This window comes from Pseudomonas sp. GYB4201, assembly GCF_056312595.1.
In genome coordinates this window covers 214,435-234,001 of record NZ_JBWGIG010000004.1, presented here as the reverse complement: position 1 = coordinate 234,001, position 19,567 = coordinate 214,435, and the positions used below count along the sequence as shown (strand labels likewise).

Sequence of the window (19,567 nt, the reverse complement as noted above, 5' to 3'; positions counted from 1 at the left end):
CGATGCCGGCAACGGCGCGCAAAACGCCCGTTGGCAGGGGATCGGCGGCTCAGGATCAGGGGTTTGCAGTGCTTGGAACGCGTTGCAAACCGGACAAACACGCCCACCGGTACCGATCAAAGTCTGAAGGGTAGCGAAAAGCGGCGCCAAGGGGAATGCTCGCGAGGTGGTACTTCGCTTGTGCAAGGCACATGGCCCCAGTACCATTACCGCTCTCTTTTTCCGGCAGGAGCGGTTGCATGATTGCGGGCAGTATGGTGGCACTGGTCACACCCATGGACGCAGAAGGTCGTCTCGACTGGGACAGCCTCAGCAAACTCGTGGACTTCCATCTCAAGGAAGGCACTGATGCCATCGTCGCCGTGGGCACCACCGGCGAGTCCGCGACCCTGGACTACAAGGAACACATCGATGTGATCCACCGCGTGGTCGAGCAGGTGGCCGGTCGTATCCCGGTCATCGCCGGCACCGGCGCCAATTCCACCCGCGAGGCGGTGGAACTGACCCGCAACGCCAAGGAAGCCGGCGCCGACGCCTGCCTGCTGGTGACCCCGTACTACAACAAGCCGACCCAGGAAGGCCTGTACCAGCACTTCAAGCACGTCGCCGAGGCCGTGGACATCCCGCAGATCCTCTACAACGTGCCAGGCCGCACCGCCTGTGACATGAAGGCCGAGACCGTGATCCGCCTGTCCACCGTGAAGAACATCATCGGTATCAAGGAAGCCACCGGCGACCTGCAGCGCGCCAAGGACATCCTGGCCGGCGTCTCCAGCGACTTCCTGCTGCTGTCCGGCGATGATCCGACCGCGGTCGAGCTGATCCTGCTGGGTGGCAAGGGCAACATCTCGGTCACCGCCAACGTTGCGCCGCGCGCCATGCACGAAATGTGCGCCGCTGCCCTGCGTGGCGAGGCCGAGCAGGCCCGCGCCATCAACGAGCAGCTGATGCCGTTGCACAAGAACCTGTTCCTGGAAGCCAACCCGATTCCCGTGAAATGGGCACTGCACGAAATGGGCCTGATGCCTGAAGGCATTCGCCTGCCGCTCACCTGGTTGAGCGCCCCTTATCACGAAACGCTGCGTCAGGCCCTGCGCCAGACCGGCGTCCTGGTCTAATTGAGGAAGTACAACGCATGAAGCGATTGGCCGGTCTTTCCGCCCTTGCCCTGGTGATTTCGAGCACCAGCGGCTGCAGTTGGCTGTGGGGCGAGAATGGTTACTTCCGTGACCGTGGCAGCGATTACCTGGAGGCCCGTCAGACGGCGCCCATGCAGACCCCTGAAGGCCTGGCGCTGGACAAGCGCCTGGACCCGCTGCTGCCGATCCCGCGCAACGTCGCCGATGAGGCCCAGCGCACCGGCGAGTACCAGGTGCCGCGCCCGCTGCCGCTGCAGGCGTCCCAGGAAGCTACCGACTACACCTTGCAGAAGAACGGCGACGCCCACTGGATCCTGTCCGAGCACCCGCCGGCTGAAACCTGGCCAGTGGCCCACCAGTTCTTCGAGGACAACGGCTTCCGCATCGCCGACGAGCGCCCGCAGACCGGTGAGTTCACCACCGCCTGGCAGCGTTACGACGAGCTGTCGGCGTCCATGGCCAAGCGCCTGCAAGCCTCCGCCGCCAGCGGCGACGGTGAGACCCGCGTGCGCGTGCGCATCGAGCCGGGCGTGCAGCGCAACACCAGTGAAGTCTACGTGACCACCGTCAGCCGTCCTTCGGGCAGCAGCCAGTCGGTCGACTTCCCGAAAATGCCGACCAACGCCGGTGCCGACGTGGCCCTGGTGGACGAAATGCTTGCCAGCATGACCCGCAGCGCCCAGAAGGGCGGCTCGGTGTCGCTGCTGGCCGCGCGTGACTTCGACGCCCCGAGCCGCGTGGCCCTGAGCGAAGACGGTAGCGGCAACCCGGTGCTGAACGTGGGCACGGACCTTGACCGCGCCTGGTCCAGCGTTGGCCGCGCCCTGGACCACGGCCAGTGGAAGGTGGAAGACATCAACCGCAGCCTGGGCCTGTACTACATCAACCTGGCGGAAAAACCCGTCAAGAAGGATGACAAGCCAGGCTTCTTCAGCCGCCTGTTCGGGAGCGAGCCGAGCAAGGAAGAGATCGAGGCACGCGCCGAGCGCTACCAGGTTCGCCTGAGCAAGGTGGGTGACAACATCCAGGTCACCGTCGAGAAGAACATCAATACCGTGGCACCGGCCGATGTGGCCCGCCGCGTGTTGAGCGTGATCCAGGACAACCTGGGTTAAGTGCGCTTCGCCATTCTCGGTAGCGGCAGCCAAGGGAATGGCACGCTGGTGGTTCACCAAGGCACCTACGTGCTGGTCGACTGCGGTTTCTCCCTGCGTGAAACCGAACGTCGGCTGGCCCGCCTGGGCGTCAGCCCCGAACAATTGAGCGCCATCCTGGTCACCCACGAACATGCCGACCACGTGCATGGCGTGGGTTTGCTGTCGCGGCGCTACAATATTCCGGTGTACCTGAGCCGCGGCACCCACCGCGCCCTGCGCAAACCCGTGGAACCCACCGGTTTCGTGGCGTGTGGCGACGTGCTGGAAGTCGACGCACTGAAGATCAACGTGGTGGGCGTGGCGCACGATGCGCTGGAGCCCACCCAGTACGTGTTCAGCGATGGCCAGCGGCGCCTCGGCGTGCTGACCGACCTGGGCTCGTACTGCGGGCGTGTCATGGACAGTTACCAGGGCCTCGATGCGCTGGTGATCGAGTCCAACCATTGCCGCGACCTGCTTGCCCGGGGCCACTACCCGATGTTTCTGAAACAGCGGGTGGGCGGTTCCCTGGGACATTTGAACAACCACCAGGCCGCGAACCTGGTGTCGGAGCTGGGCTGGCAAAACCTGCAACACCTGGTGCTGGCCCACCTCAGCAGCAAGAACAACCTGCCGCAGCTGGCCCGGCAATGTTTCGTCGACACCCTGGGGTGCGACCCGGACTGGCTGCAACTGGCCGATCAAGATGCAGGGCTCGACTGGCGCGAAATCGCCTAGCCCATCTACTTAGCAAGCGGAGCCCATCATGGAAAAACGTGAAGAACTCTACCGTGGCAAAGCCAAATCGGTTTACAAGACCGACGACGCCGACCGCCTGATCCTGCTGTTTCGCAACGACACCTCGGCGTTCGACGGCAAGCGCATCGAACAGCTGGACCGCAAGGGCATGGTGAACAACAAGTTCAACGCCTTCATCATGCAGAAGCTGGAAGAAGCGGGTATTCCTACCCAGTTCGACAAGCTGCTGGGCGACAACGAGTGCCTGGTGAAGAAGCTGGACATGATTCCGGTCGAGTGCGTGGTGCGCAACTACGCCGCCGGCAGCCTGGTGAAGCGCCTGGGCGTGGAAGAAGGCCTGAAGCTGAACCCGTACACCTTCGAGCTGTTCCTGAAGGACGACGCCAAGGGCGACCCGTTCATCAACGAATCCCACGTGGTTGCGTTCGGCTGGGGCACCGCCGAGCAACTGGCGAAGATGAAAGAGCTGTCGCTGAAGGTCAACGAAGTGCTGAGCAAGCTCTTCGACGACGCCGGCCTGCTGCTGGTGGACTTCAAGCTGGAATTCGGCCTGTTCCACGGCCAGATCGTCCTGGGCGACGAGTTCAGCCCTGACGGCTGCCGCCTGTGGGACAAGGACACCAAGAAAAAAATGGACAAGGACCGCTTCCGCCAGGGTCTGGGCGACGTGATCGAAGCCTACGAAGAAGTCGCCAAACGCCTGGGCGTGCCGCTGTAATTCGGCAAGCTCACGCAAGCGTTTGATACCACGCAAATTTTTTTCAAAAAAGGTTTCGCCTTTTCAGAAAACGCTGGTATCATGCGCGCCACTGGAGAGATGCCGGAGTGGCCGAACGGGACGGATTCGAAATCCGTTGTACTGGCGACAGTACCTAGGGTTCAAATCCCTATCTCTCCGCCATATATCGAAGAGCCCCGCAGCTGAGAAGCTGCGGGGTTTTTTGTTTGTGCGCATTTTTTGCAACGACAGTCTTTGTGGGAGCGGGTTCTACCCGCGAAAAGGGCACTGCGCATTCGCAGATACTCCGCGCTGCGGCCGGACGCGGCCTTCGGCCGCTGCTACGGGCGAATTATCCTGAAATGGGATAATGATTGGCCTCGATCCCCCCTGACCCTGGACAGGGCCGTGGCGGCAAAGCGCGCACGGGCGGCCCAGCGCCCGTAGCCGCTGCCGCAGGCGGCGTCAGGCGGCATGCAAGGTATGCCTGGCGCACCACGGCGCCAATGACGCGGCCTGCGGCCGCTGCTACAGGGGCGGCGTACGCAAAATTCCTCGTAGCAGCTGCCGCAGGCGGCGTCAGGCGGTTTGCAAGGTATACCTGGCTCACTGCGGCGCCTGGGGCGCGGGTGTGGTGGGGAATGCCCACCGATTAGCCCGCCCAAACGTCCCAAAATCATTAAACCGCACCCCATTCTCCCGCATCGCCCGGTACGCCGCCGGCACGCTTAATTGGCGGATGTAAAACGGCTCCATCACCACGAAATGGTGAATCACGTGGGTGCCGCCGAAGTTGCAGCAGAACGCCTGCAGCGGCCACAGCCACCAGCGGTTGAGCACCTGCACTTGCTGGGTAAGGTCCTTGGGGTTTATATCGCCATAGTAATGAATGTTCGAGGTGATGAAGTTCAGGCAGAAGTTGCGCAGGATATTGGGGGCGATAATGATCACTACCACAGCATCGAGCCATTGCATGGCATTCAGCAATGAGGTCGAGAAGTGGAACGGTAGTGCAAGCAAATAACCGATGCTCTGAATAAGGTGAAAACCGAGGAATACATACCAGGCTGCCCACGTCAGTGCAGTCGACGGTAAATAGGCTTTCAAGCCAGTGTCGAGCAGCTGTTTGCGTTCACGCCATGTCTTGGCACGCGCAACCATCACTGCCGCGCCAATCATCAGGTCGCTGATCATCAGCCCTCGCAACATTCCCCAGGGCGTTCCATTGGACAGGGTCAGCTCTTCAAGGTCGGTCTCGGTGCCCGAAGCCTTGTGGTGGTTGATGTGCAACTCCCGCCGCACCCAGGGGTTGATGGCCGTGGGGCGGGTTAGCCAGGACAGCGCCATCATCAGGTTTTGCGCCACGGGGCGGCTGCGGAAATACAGACGGTGGAGCAGGTCATGCTCCAGTTCGTGGGTGAACGAGGTGAAGAAGGCGTTTGCGAGCACGCAGGCCCACCAGGGTATCTGCCCGCCCAGGTAAAGCGCCGAAGTGCTGATCATGGCGCTCATGGCGATAAGCAGAATACTGGCGCCCAAAGCGTCCTGATGATTCAGCAACGGATAGCGGCGGCGTAGTTCCGCACACTGCGCCATGATGCGTTGGCGAATATCAAAGACTCGCAAGTTGATATCAGTGGCGCGTTCTATTGTCGCGGGCATGGTGTGTTACCTCATCGTGCGGGATAGGCAGATGAAATTTAATTGTCAGAAAATGAGCAATGGCGCACATTATTTTCAATGCGCTATTACTGTTATTTAGCGGCAGGTTAAAGTGTCGCAGCGGGTTTGGTATATGTTTATTTTGGAATGATTAAACTAACCATTGGGTCTGTTCGGGTTGTTTCGAATAGGGGTGTCTTGAGGTAAAAGTTGCACGACGCGGGCAAGACGCCCGGTCAATCCTGGCCTACCGTTTTACCCGTGTGGCAATCGGCCGCGGCCAGCCTTGCTAGTGGCTATATAATGGCAATGTGGTGTGACCCCGCAGGCATTCCAGCGGTCCCACACCCGGGCCAAACGCGCGGTTTTCATGGGGTGCACACCCTCTAGAAAATTCCGCCCATGCCGATAGCCCACGTATTGGATAGCCCCCACGGGCTCATATTCACTCCCCTGACGGGATCGCGAATGCTGGCGTACAACCAAAAATCGTTTCTAATCGTCGATGACTTCTCCGACTTCCGCAGCTCGGTGCGCTCCATGCTGCGCGAGCTGGGCGTGAAGGACGTGGACACGGCGGACACCGGCGAACAGGCGCTGAAGGCGTGCGCGCAGAAGCGTTACGACTTCGTGCTGCACGATTTCAACCTGGGCGACGGCAAGAAGAACGGCCAGCAGGTGCTTGAAGACCTGATGCTGGACAAGCTGCTCAGCCACGAGAGCGTGTTCATCATGGTGACCGCCGAGAACAGCCAGGCCATGGTGATGAGCGCCCTGGAATGGGAGCCCGACGCCTACCTGACCAAGCCGTTCAACCGCGCCGGCCTGGCCCAGCGCCTGGAGAAGCTGGTGCAGCGCAAGACGCTGCTCAAGCCGATCCTGCAGGCGCTGGACAAGAAGCTGCCGATGGAGGTGTTGGCCGCCTGCACGCGTCTCACCCAGGAAGACGCCCGCTATGCGCCGCTGTGCCATCGCTACAAGGCCGAGGCGTTGCGTGACCTGAACCAGCATGAGCCGCTGGAGGCCTTCCTCAAGACCATCCTGGCCGACCGCCCGACGCCCTGGGCATTCGGGTTGCTGGGCAGCCAGCTGTTCAAGCGCAAGAAGCTGGCCGAGGCCCAGGACGTGTACGAGCGCGCCCTGAAGACCTTCCCCATGCTGCCGGCGCTGTACGACGGCCTCGCCGAGGTGTTGGTGGCGCGCAACGACGGCAAGCGTGCGCAGCAGGTGCTGGAAGACGCGGTGAAACTGTCGCCGCTGGCGGTGCGCCGGCAGAGCCTGCTGGGCAAGCTGGCCATGGAGAATCAGGATTTCGACACCTCGTCCCGTGCCTACCGCCAGGCGGTCAACCAGGGCCAGTATTCGCGCTTCAAGAACCCGGAAACCAACCTCGGCTTCGCCCAGGCGCTGATCAACAAGGGCGGCGATGCCGGCCTGGACGCACGCAGCCGCGTAGAGCTGAACCAGACCCTGATGGACGTGGCCAAGGACAACGGTGACGACCAGGGCATCCAGGTGCGCACCCGCCTGATCAAGGCCACCAGCCTGCAGCGTTCCGACCCGGAGGCCGCGGCCAAGCTGGCCGAGGAGGCCGTGGGCCGGTTGCAGGACATGGACCAATTCCTCAGCGCCGAGGCCGCCCTGTCGGTGGCCGCGCAGCTGCAGAACCTGGGGCAGGCCGACGCCGGCGTGGGCGTGCTCAAGAGCTGCGCGGAAATTTACGGCGACGACCCGGCGGTGATGCAGAACATCGCCAAGCAGACCGATGACCCTGCAATCCTGGGGGCCAACAAGGTGGCCATCGACGTCAACCAGGAGGGCGTGCGTGCCTACCGCGAAGGCCGCTTCGCCGAGGCCCAGGCGCTGTTCCGCAAGGCCATGGCCCTGCAGCCGAAGAACATCAGTATCGCCCTGAACCTGGCCCAGGGCCTGCTGCACGCCAAGGGCGTGCCGATTACCGCGGCGGGGTTGGCCGAGTGCCGCGAGGCCCTGCGGATGGTAGGCCACATGCCCGAGAGCGACGCGCGCTTCGAGCGCTATCAGAAACTGCGTAACAGGGCGTTTGGCGCATGAGTGACGACAAGGCAAGTCTGGATTTCTCCATGGTCATCGCCTCAATTGTGCATGACATGAAAAACTCCCTGGCTTCGGTGATGACCGCCCACGGCAAATGGTCGCAAAGCCTGCCGCCGGCCCAGCGCGAAAACGCCGAGCGCGGGGTGATCGACTACGAGTTCGCCAACCTCAACGGCATGATGGTGCAGCTGCTGGGCCTGTACAAATTGGGCGTCAACCAGCTGCCCTTGCGCCCCGAATACCATGAGATGGACGATTTCATCGAGTCGCAGCTGGCCTGGCACCAGGAAGTGCTGGCCAGCCGCGGTATCAGTGCCAGCTATGACGTGGACGTGCTGTGCCCGCTGGGTTTCTTCGACCGCGAGCTGGTGGGCTCGGTGGTGGCCAACGTCATCATCAACGGCATCCGCTTCGCCCGCGAGGCCATCCATATCACCGCGGCCGAGGAAGACGGCCAGCTGGTGATCAGCGTCAACGACGACGGCCCCGGCTACCCGCCGGCCCTGATCGAGTCGCAGTCGGCCTACGTGCAGGGCATCAACCCGGTCAGCGGCAGCACTGGCCTGGGCCTGTACTTCGCCGCGCGCATCGCCGAGCGCCATGAGCGCAACGGCGTGCTGGGCCACGTGCAGCTGAGCAACGGCGGCAACCTGGGCGGCGGCAACTTCAAGCTCTACCTGCCCTGATCAGGGGCGCTCGTACAGCCGCGCCTCGGTGTCGCCCACCACCTTCTGGTCGACCTTGCGCCATTGGGCGGGTATCGAGGCGAAGTCGTCGACGTCGCCAGTGCCGCTGATCAGCCATACCCGCTGGTGGTCGGCGGGCAGCTGCTGCAGGGCGTCGACGTAGATGTGGTCGGCGCGCTCGTCCACCAGGTTGCCGAAGCCGTAGTCGGTGGGGCGGCCCGAACTGCCGTCGGGCTTGGCCGGGGTGTACAGCAGCGGCTCGGTGTCGGTGGTGTTGTAGTACAGGTAGCCGAAATACCAGAACAGGTCGCTGACCACGATGCGGTCGCCGGGCTGGAAGCGCTGGTTGACGAAGTCCACCATCTTGTCGAACTGATCATCGTCCACGTCATAGTTGCGCTGCAGGCCTACGCCCTGCAGGGCCACGTAGGCCAGCACCGCGACCATCGCCAGGGGCCGCGAATGGCGCGCCAGGCGGTCGGCCGCCACGCCCAGCACCAGCGGCAGGGCCAGCGCCGAGAACATCATGTAGCGGTCCACCAGCAGCGGCGTCTTGAACGAGATGAGGAAGATCAGCAGCAGCGGCAGCACGCAGTAGATCACCAGCATCGACGGCAGCCGCAGGGCGTGGCGGTCGGTGCACAGCACCCAAAGCACAATGGCCGCCAGCAGCACCGGCACGCTGATGAACAGCGCCAGCGGCAGGTCGAAACCGTCGCTGAGGATCAGGTACTGCCACACCATCGACGGCAGCGAACCCAGGGTCACCGCGCCAATCCAGCCGACATCGTTGCCCGCTTCCAGCTCGGGCAGGTGCTGCACCAGGCCGACCAGGCTGGGAATCCACGGTGCGTACAGGACGACGATGGCGACGTTGGCCAGCCACCACGCCGGGCGCTGCACGAGGCGGTTGCCATGGCCGCGCAGCAGCGCCAGCCACGCCCAGTGGGCCAGCACGCACAGGCTGGTGAAGTAATGGGTGTAGAAACTGGCGGCCATCAGCAGCGCGTAGATCACCAGGTAGCGATGCCGGTGCGGCTGCCTGGCCCAATGCACCAGCGCCAGGGTGGCGCCCAGCAGCCACATGCCCATCAGCGGGTACATGCGGATTTCCTGGCTGTAGTGCACGGCAATCGGCAGCAGCGCCAGCATCACCCCGCCCAGCAGCGCCGCCCGCCGGCCAGCCGTCAACTGCAGCAGCCACACCCCCAGGCCCACGCTGGCGATGCCGGGCAGGGCGCTGATGACGCGAATGGAGAACATGCCGTTGCCGAACAGCGACATCCAGCCATGCAAAACCAGGTAATAGAGCGGCGGGTGCACGTCGTGGGCGGCGTGCAGCCAGATCTGCGCGGGGTCGTACTGGCTGATCACCAGGCTCGAGCCCTCGTCGCACCAGATCGCCGAGGCGGTCAGCTGGTACAGCCGCGCCACCGTGGCCAGCAGCATGATCGGCCAGAACCACAGCCCGGCGGGGGCGTTGGCCAGCTTCTGCAGCCAGGGATTGCGGGGCAGGCGGTGCAGCTCGGTCAGCGGATGGTCATTCTGGGCGGTCATCTTTCCTCCATCCGGGAGACTACAAAGATCGCGCCGGTTTGTTCTTTTGGTGAGGGGTATCGTAGCAGCCGGCAGGAGGGTTGTGGATGGGATTGCGTCGGCGCCCACCTACTACCAAAGCACCCCCTCCATCCCCCCCAAAGCACCATTCTTCCCCCGCCGCCCCGCGCCTAGCATTGACCTCGCACACAGCTCGCCTGATGAACCGCAACCTCGGCCCGGCCCTGGGCCAACCACAATAAAAGAGGATCAATCATGAGCAGCACCTTCTTCATTCCCTCCGTGAACATGATGGGTATCGGCAGCCTCGACGAGGCGGTGGTGGCCATTCGCAAGTATGGTTTTCGCAACGCCCTGATCGTCACCGATGCTGGCCTGGCCAAGGCCGGGGTGGCTGCAAAAGTGGCCGCATTGCTGGCCGAGCAGGACATCAACGCCACCGTCTTCGACGGCGCGCAGCCCAACCCTACCGTGGGCAACGTCGAGAAAGGCCTGGCCGCGCTGAAGCAGTCGCGCAGCGATTTCATCATTTCCCTGGGCGGTGGCTCGCCCCATGACTGCGCCAAGGGCATTGCCCTGTGCGCCACCAACGGCGGGCACATCAGTGAATACGAAGGCGTGGACCAGTCGGCCAAGCCGCAGCTGCCGCTGATCGCCATCAATACCACGGCCGGCACCGCCAGCGAGATGACCCGTTTCTGCATCATCACTGACGAAGCGCGCCACGTGAAAATGGCCATCGTCGACCGCAACGTCACGCCGCTGCTGTCGGTGAACGACCCGGCGCTGATGGCCAAGATGCCCAAGGGCCTGACCGCTGCCACCGGTATGGACGCGCTGACTCATGCTGTGGAAGCGTACGTGTCCACCGCCGCCACGCCGATCACCGACGCCTGCGCCCTGAAGGCGGTGGAGCTGATTTCCGCCAACCTGCGCACCGCCGTGGCCCAGGGCGAGGACATGACCGCGCGGGAGAACATGGCCTACGCCCAGTTCCTGGCCGGCATGGCGTTCAACAACGCCTCCCTGGGCTACGTGCACGCCATGGCCCACCAGCTGGGGGGCTTCTACGACCTGCCCCACGGCGTCTGCAACGCGGTGCTGCTGCCCCACGTGGAAAGCTTCAACGCCAGCGTGTGCCCTGGTCGCCTGAAGGACGTGGCCACCGCCATGGGCGTCGACACCCAGCGGCTGGACAACGAAAAGGGTGCGGCCGCCGCCATCGCCGCCATTCGCCAGCTGTCGGCCGACATCGGCATCCCACGTGGCCTGGCCGAGCTGGGCGCCAAGGCCGACGACATCCCCACCCTGGCGGCCAACGCCATGAAAGACGCGTGCGGTTTCACCAACCCGCGCACGGCGAGCCAAGGCGAGATCGAAGAGATTTTCCGCACCGCGATGTAAGAGGAAGGCACCGTTCTACGTAGCAGCGGCCCCAGGCCGCGTCCCGGGCACCGTGGTGGCTCGGACGCGGCCTGGGGCCGCTGTTACGGGGGAGGGGAGGTCAGGCTTTGTCGAAGCCTGTGCCGGCACCCTGGGTGCCCGGGTATTCCAGCTGCTGGACGATGCGGTCCTTGGCCAGCAGGCGTTTTTCCTTGAGTTTCTTCACGTCGTCGTCCGGCGCGGCGGCGGATTCGGCCTTCAGTACGTCTGCATCGATGGCGTGGTAGTCGTCCAGCAGCTTGCTGAGCCTGTCATCGCCTTTCCTGCGGGTTTCGACCTCTTCGCGTGTGAGTTTCAAGTCCTCGAACAGATTGTGTTTGACCGGCATGTTCGTCATCTCCGCAGGGGTAGTGGGCCTAGGTTGAGACTTCTAGAGAATAGCCTCGATTCACAGGTACGACCCCGGCAGGGGGCCAGGTGTTTCAAAAACACTACAACGACGCAGGCAGTCGCGAAGCGCTGAAGCAATCGACAGACCTTCATTTCGTGACATTTTTTTCACAATGGGTTGACCGGACTTTAACTGGTGCACCCTTAACGTACAGGCCTACCTTATCCCTTCGGGAAGTTGCGCTTCATGCCTTTGCCACCCTCGACCCCTGCTGAGCGCGACCTCTCCCTGGCCCTGGGCCGCCCCGCGCCTGCCAGCCTGGGCGCGCGCCTGGCGTACTGGCGCGAGGCGCAGCTGGTGCGCCATTCGCTGCATTCGGCGGGCGAACCGGGGCTGGTGCTGGACCTGCCGTGCGGCGGTGGGCGGTTCTGGCCGGTGCTGACCGAGCACGCCAACCGCGTGATCCTGGCGGGCGGCCACAACGCCGAAGGCCTGGGGCGCGCCATGGGCGCCTTCGACCCGGCGCTGGCAGCGCGCATCACGCCGCTGGAGGCGTCGGTGGACGCCATCACCCTGGGCAGCAACGCCGTCGATTGCATCTTCTGCATGGGCCTGTTCCACCGTGTGTCGGACAACGAGCAGCGCCTGGGTATCCTGCGCGAGTTCCACCGGGTCAGCCGCGACACGGTGATCATTTCCCTGTGGGTGGACGGCAACTACCGTGCCTGGCGGCGCCGGCGCATGGAGCAGCGGCGTGCGGGGCCGGCGCGCCAGCACCGCTTCGTGGTGGCGCGGGCGCAGATCGAGCACGAGTTTCGCCAGGCAGGTTTCGAGATAGTGGCCCATCATGACCTGATCCCCGGCATCGCCATGTGGCGCACCTACGTGCTGCGCAAGGGTTGAAAGGTCGCTTCCTGCATCGATGGAATGCCCAGTAAACGTCGGGGTCGATATATACTGCGCGCCATTCTTCAGGGGAGAGCCTTGTGGCCATCGATATTCACTGGATTCGCGACGACGACAGCCTGGCCCGGCAATGTGCCGAGTGGCAGCGTCTGCCGTACGTTGCACTCGACACCGAGTTCATGCGGGTCGACACCTTTTACCCGATAGCCGGCTTGATCCAGATCGGCGATGGCGCGTGCGCGTGGCTGATCGACCCATTGACCATCACCCAGTGGCAGCCCCTGGCCCAGCTGCTGGAAAACCCCGACGTGATCAAGGTGGTGCACGCCTGCAGTGAAGACCTGGAGGTGCTGCTGCGCCTGACCGGCAGCCTGCCCGCGCCCCTGTTCGATACGCAACTGGCCGCCGCCTACCTGAACCTGGGCTTCTCCATGGGCTACTCGCGCCTGGTGCAGGCGGTGCTCGACATCGAGCTGCCGAAGGGCGAGACCCGCTCCGACTGGCTGCAGCGCCCGCTGTCCGAGACCCAGGTGAGCTACGCCGCCGAAGACGCCGTGCACCTGGCCGAGGTCTACGAAAAACTGCGCCCGCAGCTGTCCGACGACAAGTACGCCTGGGTGCTGGAAGACGGCGGCGAGCTGGTCGCCCAACTGCGCCGCGAAGTGGACCCCTACGAGGTTTACCGCGAGGCCAAGCTGGCCTGGAAGCTGTCGCGCCAGCAGCTGGCCGTGCTGCGCGAGCTGTGCGCCTGGCGCGAGCGCGAGGCCCGCGCCCGCGACCTGCCGCGCAACCGCATCGTGCGTGAGCATTCCCTATGGCCCCTGGCCCGCACCCAGCCGGATAACCTGGCAGCCCTGGCCAAGATCGAGGACATGCACCCGCGCACCGTGCGTCAGGACGGCGAGTTCCTGCTCAAGCTGATCAAGGACGCCGGCAGCGTGCCGCCCGACCAGTGGCCGCCGGCCCTGCCCGAGCCGCTGCCGCTGGAAGCCGCTGGCATCCTCAAGCAGCTGCGTGCCATCGGCCAGGCCGAAGGCGAGCGCCTGGGCATTGCCCCCGAGGTGATGCTGCGCAAGAAGACCCTGGAAGCGCTGCTCAAGAGCGGCTACCCCAACGGTCCCTATCAATTGCCCGACACACTGCGTGGCTGGCGCCGCGAGCTCATGGGCCCGGCCCTGCTCCAGGCCCTGGCCAGCGCAGGAGAGACACCATGAAACGCATTTGCTCCATCTACAAAAGCCCGCGCAAGAACGAGATGTACCTCTACGTGCTCAAGAGCGACGCCCTGGCCCGCGTGCCCGAGGGCCTGCTGACCGTGTTCGGCAAGCCGGTGCACGCCTTCGACCTGGTGCTGAGCCCCGAGCGCGCCCTGGCCCGCGAGGACATCACCCAGGTGCTGGCCAACCTCGACAGCCAGGGTTACCACCTGCAGATGCCGCCGCCCGAAGAGGAATACATCGAGCACCTGCCCGAAGAGCTGTTGCGTCGCAACGATCCGGTCTGACCGCTACACCCCGCAGTCGCGCTTGGCGCAGGTGGGGTTTTCAAGGGTTTTACTAGCATGCGTGTTCTGATTGCCGAACAGGATCATGCCCTTTACGCACGGTTGTTGCGTGAAGCGGCGCCCGAGCTGGACGTGCTGACCAGCGGCGACTCCGCCGAACTGTCGAAGCTGGCTGCCGATTGCCCAGTGTGGCTGGGCCAGCCCGACCTGCTGGCCACGCTGTTGCGCCAGGGGCACAAGCCCCAGTGGCTGCAATCGACCTGGGCCGGCATTACGCCGCTGCTGATGCACGGGCTGCCGCGCCATTACCGCCTGACCCGCGCGGTGGGCATCTTTGGCCAGGTGATGGCCGAGTACATGCTGACCTACATGCTGGGGCACGAGCGCGAGGTCATGGCGCGGCTGGTCAGCCAGGTCGAGCGCAAGTGGGACCCACGCCCTGGCCACAGCCTGGAAGGCCGGCGGGTGCTGGTCGTTGGCGCCGGGGACATCGGCCAGCGCGTGGCCGAGTTCCTGCTGCCGTTCGGCGTGACCCTGTATGGCATCGCCAGCAGCCCGCGGCAACAGGCACCGTTCGTCGAAGTGCTGGGCATGGAGGCGCTGGGCGAGAAGGTAGGGCAGGTGGACTACGTGCTCAACCTGCTGCCCGACACCCCGGCTACCCAGGATATCTACGACGCGGCGCTGTTCGCACGCTTCAACCCCGAGGCGTTGTTCATCAACGCCGGGCGCGGCGTGGCGGTGGTCGATGCCGACCTGGTGGAGGCGTTGAAACAGGGGCACCTGGCCGGTGCGGTGATCGATGTGTGCCGGCAGGAGCCGCTGCCGCAGCGTCATCCGTTCTGGACGGCCTGGGGCCTGTTGCTGACCGGGCACAGCTCGGCGCCCACTTCGCCGCAGGCGATGGTGCGGTTGTTTGTCGAGAACCTGGCGGCGTACAACGGCAAGCAGCCGTTGCGCGGTGAGGTGGATTTCACCCGCGGGTATTGAGTAGCCTCGGGCGCGCGCCTTAGCCTTGTAGCCGCTGCCGCCAGGCTGCGCTGGCCATGTGCCTCGCTGGATATCTCCAGTGCTCACGCGGGCCAGCGCAGCCTTCGGCAGCGGCTACAGGGTGGGGTGGCAGCGTTACAGGGTGAAATCACCTTCAGCGGCCAGCTCGCTCAGCGGGCGGCGCGGGCTTGGGGTTTCACGGGCTTGCAGGTGCTCGGCCAGGCTGGCCTTGTCGCCCAGCTTGCCGATGGCAATGGCCGCGTGCAGCTCGTAGCCTTCCGGCACTTTCAGTTCCTTGCGGGTCAGTTCCTTGTCGAAACCGGCCATGCCGTGGGTGTGCCAGCCGCTCAGGCTGGCCTGCAGCGCCAGGTGGCCCCAGGCCGAACCGGTGTCGAAGGTGTGCCACAGCGCCGGGGTTTCTTCGCTGGCGCCCGGGGCGGTGAAGGTGGTCTTGGAGATGATGATCACCAGCGCCGAGGCGTGCTGCGCCCAGCTGCGGTTGAACTCGTTCAGCAGGCCCAGGTAGCGTTCCCAGTTCGGCGTGCCGCGGCGCGCGTACAGGAAGCGCCATGGCTGCGAGTTGTAGGCCGACGGCGCCCAACGTGCAGCTTCGAGGAAGCTGAGCAGGGTTTCCTCGGAGATGGTCTCATCGCTGAAGGCGCGCGGTGACCAGCGGTTGATGAACTGCTCGTTGATGCCGAGCTCGGCGATACGGGGGTTGGCACTCATGGACGCTTCCTGTGAAGTGTGCGGAAAAGAGCGAAACTACTGCGCCACGGGCCTGGCTGACAAGTGAAGTGTTGACCGGATGTCGTCCGCGCTTGGCCTGGGGCCCGCGCGGCACTAGACTGGCGGCGTTTTCCACCGGCTGCCGGTGGAAATGAATTCAGAGACAGGAAAACCGCTCCATGCCCGCAAACGTCGATCGCTTCTGGCTGACCAAGACCCTCGACCAGCTCAACCCGGTTGAATGGGAGTCGCTGTGCGACGGCTGTGGCCTGTGCTGCTTGCAGAAGCTCGAGGACGAGGAAGACAACAGCGTCTACTACACGCGCATCGCCTGCCAGCTGCTGGACCTCAAGACCTGCCAGTGCACCGACTACCCCAACCGCAAGGCCAAGGTGCCGGACTGCATCCAGCTGACGCCGGGGCAGGCGGACGAGTTCAAGTGGCTGCCGCCGACCTGCGGCTACCGCCTGGTCAGCGAGGGCAAGGACCTGCCCAACTGGCACCACCTGGTCAGCGGCGACCGCAAGAAGGTGCACAAGAAGCATATCTCGCAGTCTGGCCGGATGATCAGCGAGAAGGACGTGGACGAGGATGACTGGGAAGACTATCTGATCTTCCGCGCCGGCTGACGTGTACGCTGGGCATTCGTGGTGTTCATGACGGCCAGCGCAGCCTGCGGCAGCGGCTACACCACCCGTAGCCGCTGCCGAAGGCTGCGCTGGCCATCACCTGCACGGAAAATCCCAAGCGAGGTGGGTGTCAGGCCTTCGGGGATTTGAGCTCGGTGTCGCCGGTGATGGTCGCGGTCTTGGTGGCTTTCACCGCGTTTTCCTGCAGCTTGCTCAACTCTTCCCCGGCCCGTTCGATCTTCGCGCGCACGCCATCGAACTCCTGGCGGCTGTGCTCGATCAGCGCCTTGGTGGCGCTGTGGCCGGTGAGGCCGCGGGCCAGGGCCACGCCGCCGATGGCCACCTGGATCAGCCCGAACAGCCCGCCGCGGCGCAGCCCCTTGCCCACCATGACGATGCCGGTTGCCACCGACCCTGCACGTTCCCAGCCATGCACGTTGTGCTCGGCGGACGGGGTAGGGCGGGCGATGGTGTCGAAGACTTCCAGGTGCTGGTTGTCGCTCATGATGCTTCTCCTGATGGGCGCTGTTCAGTAGCAGACCGGCACGGCCCGCCGCTGTTCCCTCGGCTTACTTGAATTTTGGCCCCGAGCGGGTGTTCAGGCCCTTGGCCATGCGGTCGTAGAGCACCACGTTGACCGTCGCCGCCAGGTTCATGCAGCCTTCTGTGGGAATGTAGATGGTGTCCTCGCACCAGTCGCGCACGCTCTGGTCCAGGGAGCCGTCTTCAGGGCCGAAGATGTAGATGGCGCGGTCCGGGTGGGTGTACTCGGGCAACGGCCGCGCGCCTTCCACCAGTTCCACCGCCACCGGCGTACAGCCCAGGGGGATGATCTTCTGCAGGTCGTCGATGCCGATCAGCGGAATGTCGTAGTGGATGCGCTTGGTGTCGGTGACGAAATCCCGTGCGCGCTCATAGCGCTTCCCGGTGTAGAACACCGAATTGACGCCATAGCAGCCGGCGGCTCGCATCACCGAGCCGACGTTTTCAGGGGATTTGGGGTTGAACAGACCGATGCAGCTGTAACGCTTGTTGGCCACGCCGGGTCAATCCTTCTTCAGCATCCCGGCCAGGGCCGCGAAGGGGTTGTGGGTGGCCTTGGCAATGGTCGGGGTGCTCAGGGAACCGTCGCCGAAGTACTGCTGGTCGGTGTAGCGGGCGTGTTCGTTGTCGTGGCAGTACAGGCACAGCAGTTCCCAGTTGGAACCGTCCTGGGGGTTGTTGTCGTGGTTGTGGTCACGGTGGTGCACGGTCAGTTCGCTCAGGCGCTTGCCGGCAAACTCGCGGGCGCAACGGCCGCACACGTGCGGGTACATCTTCAGGGCCTTGTCGCGGTAGCCGCTCTCGCGCTCGCGCTGGGCGTCGGCCAGGATGCGGTCGAGCTTGGCGGTATGGGGCGTGGACGAACTCATGGGTTCACCTCAGGAAATAATGACGGTCAGCCCGCATTCTACCGCGAAAACCAGTCCCGCGTAGCCGCTGCCGTAGGCTGCGCTGGCCGGTGTGAGCCCTGAAGATCTTCAGTGAACCACCGGGCCAGCGCAGCCTGGCGGCAGCGGCTACGGCGCCTCAGCCCTTCAGCTTTTCGCAGATCCAGATGGTGTGGCGGGTACCTTTGTTGCCGTGGGCGAACACCTGCACCTCTTCGGCCTTGAAACCGGCCTTGCGCAGGCGCTCGCTGAACTGGCGGTCGGCGCTGGCCGACCACACCGCCAGGATGCCCTTGGGCCGCAGCGCCTTGGCGCAGGCGGCCAGGCCACCAATGGAGTAGAGCCAGGAATTGGCCTTCTGGGTCAGGCCCTCAGGGCCGTTGTCGACGTCGAGCATGATCGCGTCGAAGCCCTGGGGCTCGGCCTGCAGCACCTTGGCCACGTCTTCCTGGACGATGGTGGTGCGTGGGTCCAGCACCGGCATGCCGGCCTTTTCGCCCAGCGGGCCGTGGTTCCACTCCACCACGCCGGGCACCAGCTCGGCCACCACCACCTCGGCAGTCTTGCCCAGGTGCTTGAGCGCCGAGGCCAGGGTGAAGCCCATGCCCAGGCCGCCGATCAGCACCCGCGAGTTCGGCCGCCCGGCCACCTTGCGGCAGGGGATTTCGGCCAGGGCGTCTTCGGAGCCGTGCATGCGCGTGTTCATCAGTTGGCCGCCGTCGCCGCCCTGGATCTTGATGACGAAATCCTCGCCGTACTCGAACAGGCACAGGGCGCCGCCGTTGTCAGGGATCGGCGTGGTGTCCAGCAGTACAAAACGTTTCATGGGGATCTCGCAGGGGGAGGGGACAGCGGGCGCGCCAGGGAGTAGCCTTGGCGGCATGACAAGCCACAGGCAGGGCGCCATCGATGAAGTCGCTTATTGTATCGGGCATTGCCGCCCTTGCGCTGGGAATTGGCAGCGCCCAGGCGCTGGAAGACGTGCAAAGCAACGTGCTCACCCCCAGCAGCGGTGCCCCGGGCACGCCCACGCCCACCCCTTACCCGCAGGTCAGCACGCCCATCACGCCCAAGGCCGGTGGCGGCAACGGCACCGCGCCGTTGCTGCCGCCGATCGAGTTGCCGGGCCCGCCCAAGGACGCGCCGTTGCCGACGATGGAATCGCCGAACAAGCCGCCCACCCCATAACGCCGGGCACATCACCTGCATAGCCGCTGCCGCCAGGCTGCGCTGGCCCTGTGCCTCGCTGGAGATCCCCAGGGTTTGCACCGGCCAGCGCAGCCTGCGGCAGCGGCTACGCAGACGAGCGAGTCAAGGGTTCTGCGACAACAACTGCCCATCCGCCATGCGCAAGCGCTTGGACATCGCCACCGCCAGGGCCCGAATGATCTTGGCGGCAACTTTCGGCGAGTCCTTGAGCATCTTCTCCAGCGAGTCCTTGCCCAGGTTCAGCAGCACGCAGTCGCTGGCCGCCACGCAGGTGGCGGAGCGGCGCTCGCCGTCGAGCACCGCCATCTCGCCGAAGGCGCCCTTGCGCAAGGTGGCCACGGGCACCGGCCGGTCGCCGTTGCCGGTCTTCTGCACCGTCACCAGGCCGCGGTGAATGATGCACATGAAGGTGCCGGCGTCGCCCTCGTGGAAAATCTCCTCGCCCTGCTGGATGCTGGTGATGATGAAATAGCCTGCCGCCGCCGCACAGTCGGCCGGCAGCAGGGTATTGAACAGCCCGCAGTCCATCAGCATGTCGCGGATTTCGTTATTCAGGTAGGTCGGATCTGGCATGGCATCACGGTCTTGTTATACGCACGGTTCCTGCCTCCCAGTGTAGGCGGCGGGAACCGGCTGGCATGTGAAAGATGTCACTCAGACATC

General features: G+C 64.5%; 22 protein-coding genes and 1 tRNA gene. 14 read left to right on the top strand and 9 right to left on the bottom strand.

Annotated features, from left to right (window positions below; all coding sequences use genetic code 11):
- The first annotated feature begins 239 nt into the window (after positions 1-239).
- From dapA to AC0Z2B_RS05855, 5 genes are all read left to right on the top strand, one after another.
- Entirely contained in the window at positions 240-1,118 is an 879-nt protein-coding gene (dapA, locus tag AC0Z2B_RS05875; protein WP_416426555.1) for a 4-hydroxy-tetrahydrodipicolinate synthase, read from the top strand.
- A gap of 17 nt (positions 1,119-1,135) precedes the next feature.
- Positions 1,136-2,254 (top strand): outer membrane protein assembly factor BamC, encoded by a 1,119-nt coding sequence (gene bamC, locus AC0Z2B_RS05870; protein WP_416426554.1) that lies wholly within the window; start codon positions 1,136-1,138, stop codon positions 2,252-2,254.
- Positions 2,255-3,013 carry an MBL fold metallo-hydrolase gene (locus AC0Z2B_RS05865; RefSeq protein WP_416426553.1) on the top strand — a complete coding sequence of 253 codons (759 nt, stop codon included), beginning with the start codon at positions 2,255-2,257 and terminating at the stop codon, positions 3,011-3,013.
- 28 nt (positions 3,014-3,041) lie between these two features.
- On the top strand, positions 3,042-3,752 hold the full coding sequence (gene purC / locus AC0Z2B_RS05860) for a phosphoribosylaminoimidazolesuccinocarboxamide synthase (protein ID WP_476295552.1): 711 nt from the start codon (positions 3,042-3,044) through the stop codon (positions 3,750-3,752).
- A 93-nt stretch (positions 3,753-3,845) separates the two neighbouring features.
- Positions 3,846-3,935 (top strand) — tRNA-Ser (locus AC0Z2B_RS05855).
- A 423-nt stretch (positions 3,936-4,358) separates the two neighbouring features.
- On the opposite strand, the gene AC0Z2B_RS05850 is transcribed toward AC0Z2B_RS05855, so the two are convergent.
- Positions 4,359-5,414, bottom strand: a complete 1,056-nt coding sequence (locus AC0Z2B_RS05850) for a fatty acid desaturase (protein ID WP_476295551.1) — start codon at positions 5,412-5,414, stop codon at positions 4,359-4,361.
- 468 nt (positions 5,415-5,882) lie between these two features.
- Between AC0Z2B_RS05850 and AC0Z2B_RS05845 the strand changes: the two genes are divergently transcribed.
- Entirely contained in the window at positions 5,883-7,487 is a 1,605-nt protein-coding gene (locus tag AC0Z2B_RS05845; RefSeq protein ID WP_416426546.1) for a response regulator, read from the top strand.
- Positions 7,484-8,176 (top strand): sensor histidine kinase, encoded by a 693-nt coding sequence (locus AC0Z2B_RS05840; protein WP_476295549.1) that lies wholly within the window; start codon positions 7,484-7,486, stop codon positions 8,174-8,176. Before AC0Z2B_RS05845 ends, AC0Z2B_RS05840 begins: the two co-directional genes overlap by 4 nt.
- Here AC0Z2B_RS05840 and AC0Z2B_RS05835 read toward each other — a convergent pair whose 3' ends face one another.
- On the bottom strand, positions 8,177-9,733 hold the full coding sequence (locus AC0Z2B_RS05835) for a glycosyltransferase family 39 protein (protein ID WP_476295548.1): 1,557 nt from the start codon (positions 9,731-9,733) through the stop codon (positions 8,177-8,179).
- Between the two features lie 255 nt (positions 9,734-9,988).
- Here AC0Z2B_RS05835 and yiaY point away from each other — a divergent pair, with 255 nt between their 5' ends.
- Positions 9,989-11,137: an L-threonine dehydrogenase gene (gene yiaY, locus AC0Z2B_RS05830; RefSeq protein ID WP_416426537.1), complete on the top strand. Its 1,149-nt coding sequence runs from the start codon at positions 9,989-9,991 to the stop codon at positions 11,135-11,137.
- A gap of 100 nt (positions 11,138-11,237) precedes the next feature.
- Here yiaY and AC0Z2B_RS05825 read toward each other — a convergent pair whose 3' ends face one another.
- Complete coding sequence (locus AC0Z2B_RS05825; protein WP_476295546.1) at positions 11,238-11,504, bottom strand: hypothetical protein; 267 nt, start codon at positions 11,502-11,504, stop codon at positions 11,238-11,240.
- 255 nt (positions 11,505-11,759) lie between these two features.
- On the opposite strand from AC0Z2B_RS05825, the gene AC0Z2B_RS05820 reads away from it, so the two are divergent.
- The 4 genes from AC0Z2B_RS05820 (at position 11,760) to AC0Z2B_RS05805 (ending at position 14,907) form a co-directional block, all read left to right on the top strand.
- Positions 11,760-12,410, top strand: coding sequence for a class I SAM-dependent methyltransferase (locus AC0Z2B_RS05820; protein WP_416427460.1), 651 nt, complete (start codon positions 11,760-11,762; stop codon positions 12,408-12,410).
- Positions 12,411-12,493: 83 nt separating this feature from the next.
- On the top strand, positions 12,494-13,627 hold the full coding sequence (gene rnd / locus AC0Z2B_RS05815) for a ribonuclease D (protein WP_473004303.1): 1,134 nt from the start codon (positions 12,494-12,496) through the stop codon (positions 13,625-13,627).
- On the top strand, positions 13,624-13,917 hold the full coding sequence (locus AC0Z2B_RS05810) for a YcgL domain-containing protein (RefSeq protein WP_416426533.1): 294 nt from the start codon (positions 13,624-13,626) through the stop codon (positions 13,915-13,917). The genes rnd and AC0Z2B_RS05810 overlap by 4 nt, the downstream gene beginning before the upstream one ends.
- 57 nt (positions 13,918-13,974) lie before the next feature.
- On the top strand, positions 13,975-14,907 hold the full coding sequence (locus AC0Z2B_RS05805; RefSeq protein ID WP_476295544.1) for a D-2-hydroxyacid dehydrogenase: 933 nt from the start codon (positions 13,975-13,977) through the stop codon (positions 14,905-14,907).
- A gap of 135 nt (positions 14,908-15,042) precedes the next feature.
- Here AC0Z2B_RS05805 and AC0Z2B_RS05800 read toward each other — a convergent pair whose 3' ends face one another.
- Entirely contained in the window at positions 15,043-15,636 is a 594-nt protein-coding gene (locus AC0Z2B_RS05800) for a nitroreductase family protein (protein ID WP_416426531.1), read from the bottom strand.
- A 179-nt stretch (positions 15,637-15,815) separates the two neighbouring features.
- Here AC0Z2B_RS05800 and AC0Z2B_RS05795 point away from each other — a divergent pair, with 179 nt between their 5' ends.
- Positions 15,816-16,265, top strand: a complete 450-nt coding sequence (locus tag AC0Z2B_RS05795) for a YcgN family cysteine cluster protein (protein WP_416426530.1) — start codon at positions 15,816-15,818, stop codon at positions 16,263-16,265.
- Between the two features lie 130 nt (positions 16,266-16,395).
- Here AC0Z2B_RS05795 and AC0Z2B_RS05790 read toward each other — a convergent pair whose 3' ends face one another.
- The 4 genes from AC0Z2B_RS05790 to AC0Z2B_RS05775 form a co-directional block, all read right to left on the bottom strand.
- On the bottom strand, positions 16,396-16,770 hold the full coding sequence (locus tag AC0Z2B_RS05790; protein ID WP_416426528.1) for a YgaP family membrane protein: 375 nt from the start codon (positions 16,768-16,770) through the stop codon (positions 16,396-16,398).
- Positions 16,771-16,834: 64 nt separating this feature from the next.
- Positions 16,835-17,305, bottom strand: coding sequence for an RNA methyltransferase (locus tag AC0Z2B_RS05785; RefSeq protein ID WP_027977079.1), 471 nt, complete (start codon positions 17,303-17,305; stop codon positions 16,835-16,837).
- A gap of 6 nt (positions 17,306-17,311) precedes the next feature.
- Positions 17,312-17,677, bottom strand: a complete 366-nt coding sequence (locus tag AC0Z2B_RS05780; protein ID WP_473004300.1) for a YajD family HNH nuclease — start codon at positions 17,675-17,677, stop codon at positions 17,312-17,314.
- Between the two features lie 157 nt (positions 17,678-17,834).
- Entirely contained in the window at positions 17,835-18,521 is a 687-nt protein-coding gene (locus AC0Z2B_RS05775) for a spermine/spermidine synthase domain-containing protein (RefSeq protein ID WP_473004299.1), read from the bottom strand.
- 83 nt (positions 18,522-18,604) lie between these two features.
- Between AC0Z2B_RS05775 and AC0Z2B_RS05770 the strand changes: the two genes are divergently transcribed.
- On the top strand, positions 18,605-18,883 hold the full coding sequence (locus tag AC0Z2B_RS05770; protein WP_476295543.1) for a hypothetical protein: 279 nt from the start codon (positions 18,605-18,607) through the stop codon (positions 18,881-18,883).
- A 123-nt stretch (positions 18,884-19,006) separates the two neighbouring features.
- On the opposite strand, the gene AC0Z2B_RS05765 is transcribed toward AC0Z2B_RS05770, so the two are convergent.
- Positions 19,007-19,477: a cyclic nucleotide-binding domain-containing protein gene (locus AC0Z2B_RS05765; RefSeq protein ID WP_476295542.1), complete on the bottom strand. Its 471-nt coding sequence runs from the start codon at positions 19,475-19,477 to the stop codon at positions 19,007-19,009.
- Positions 19,478-19,567 lie beyond the last annotated feature (90 nt).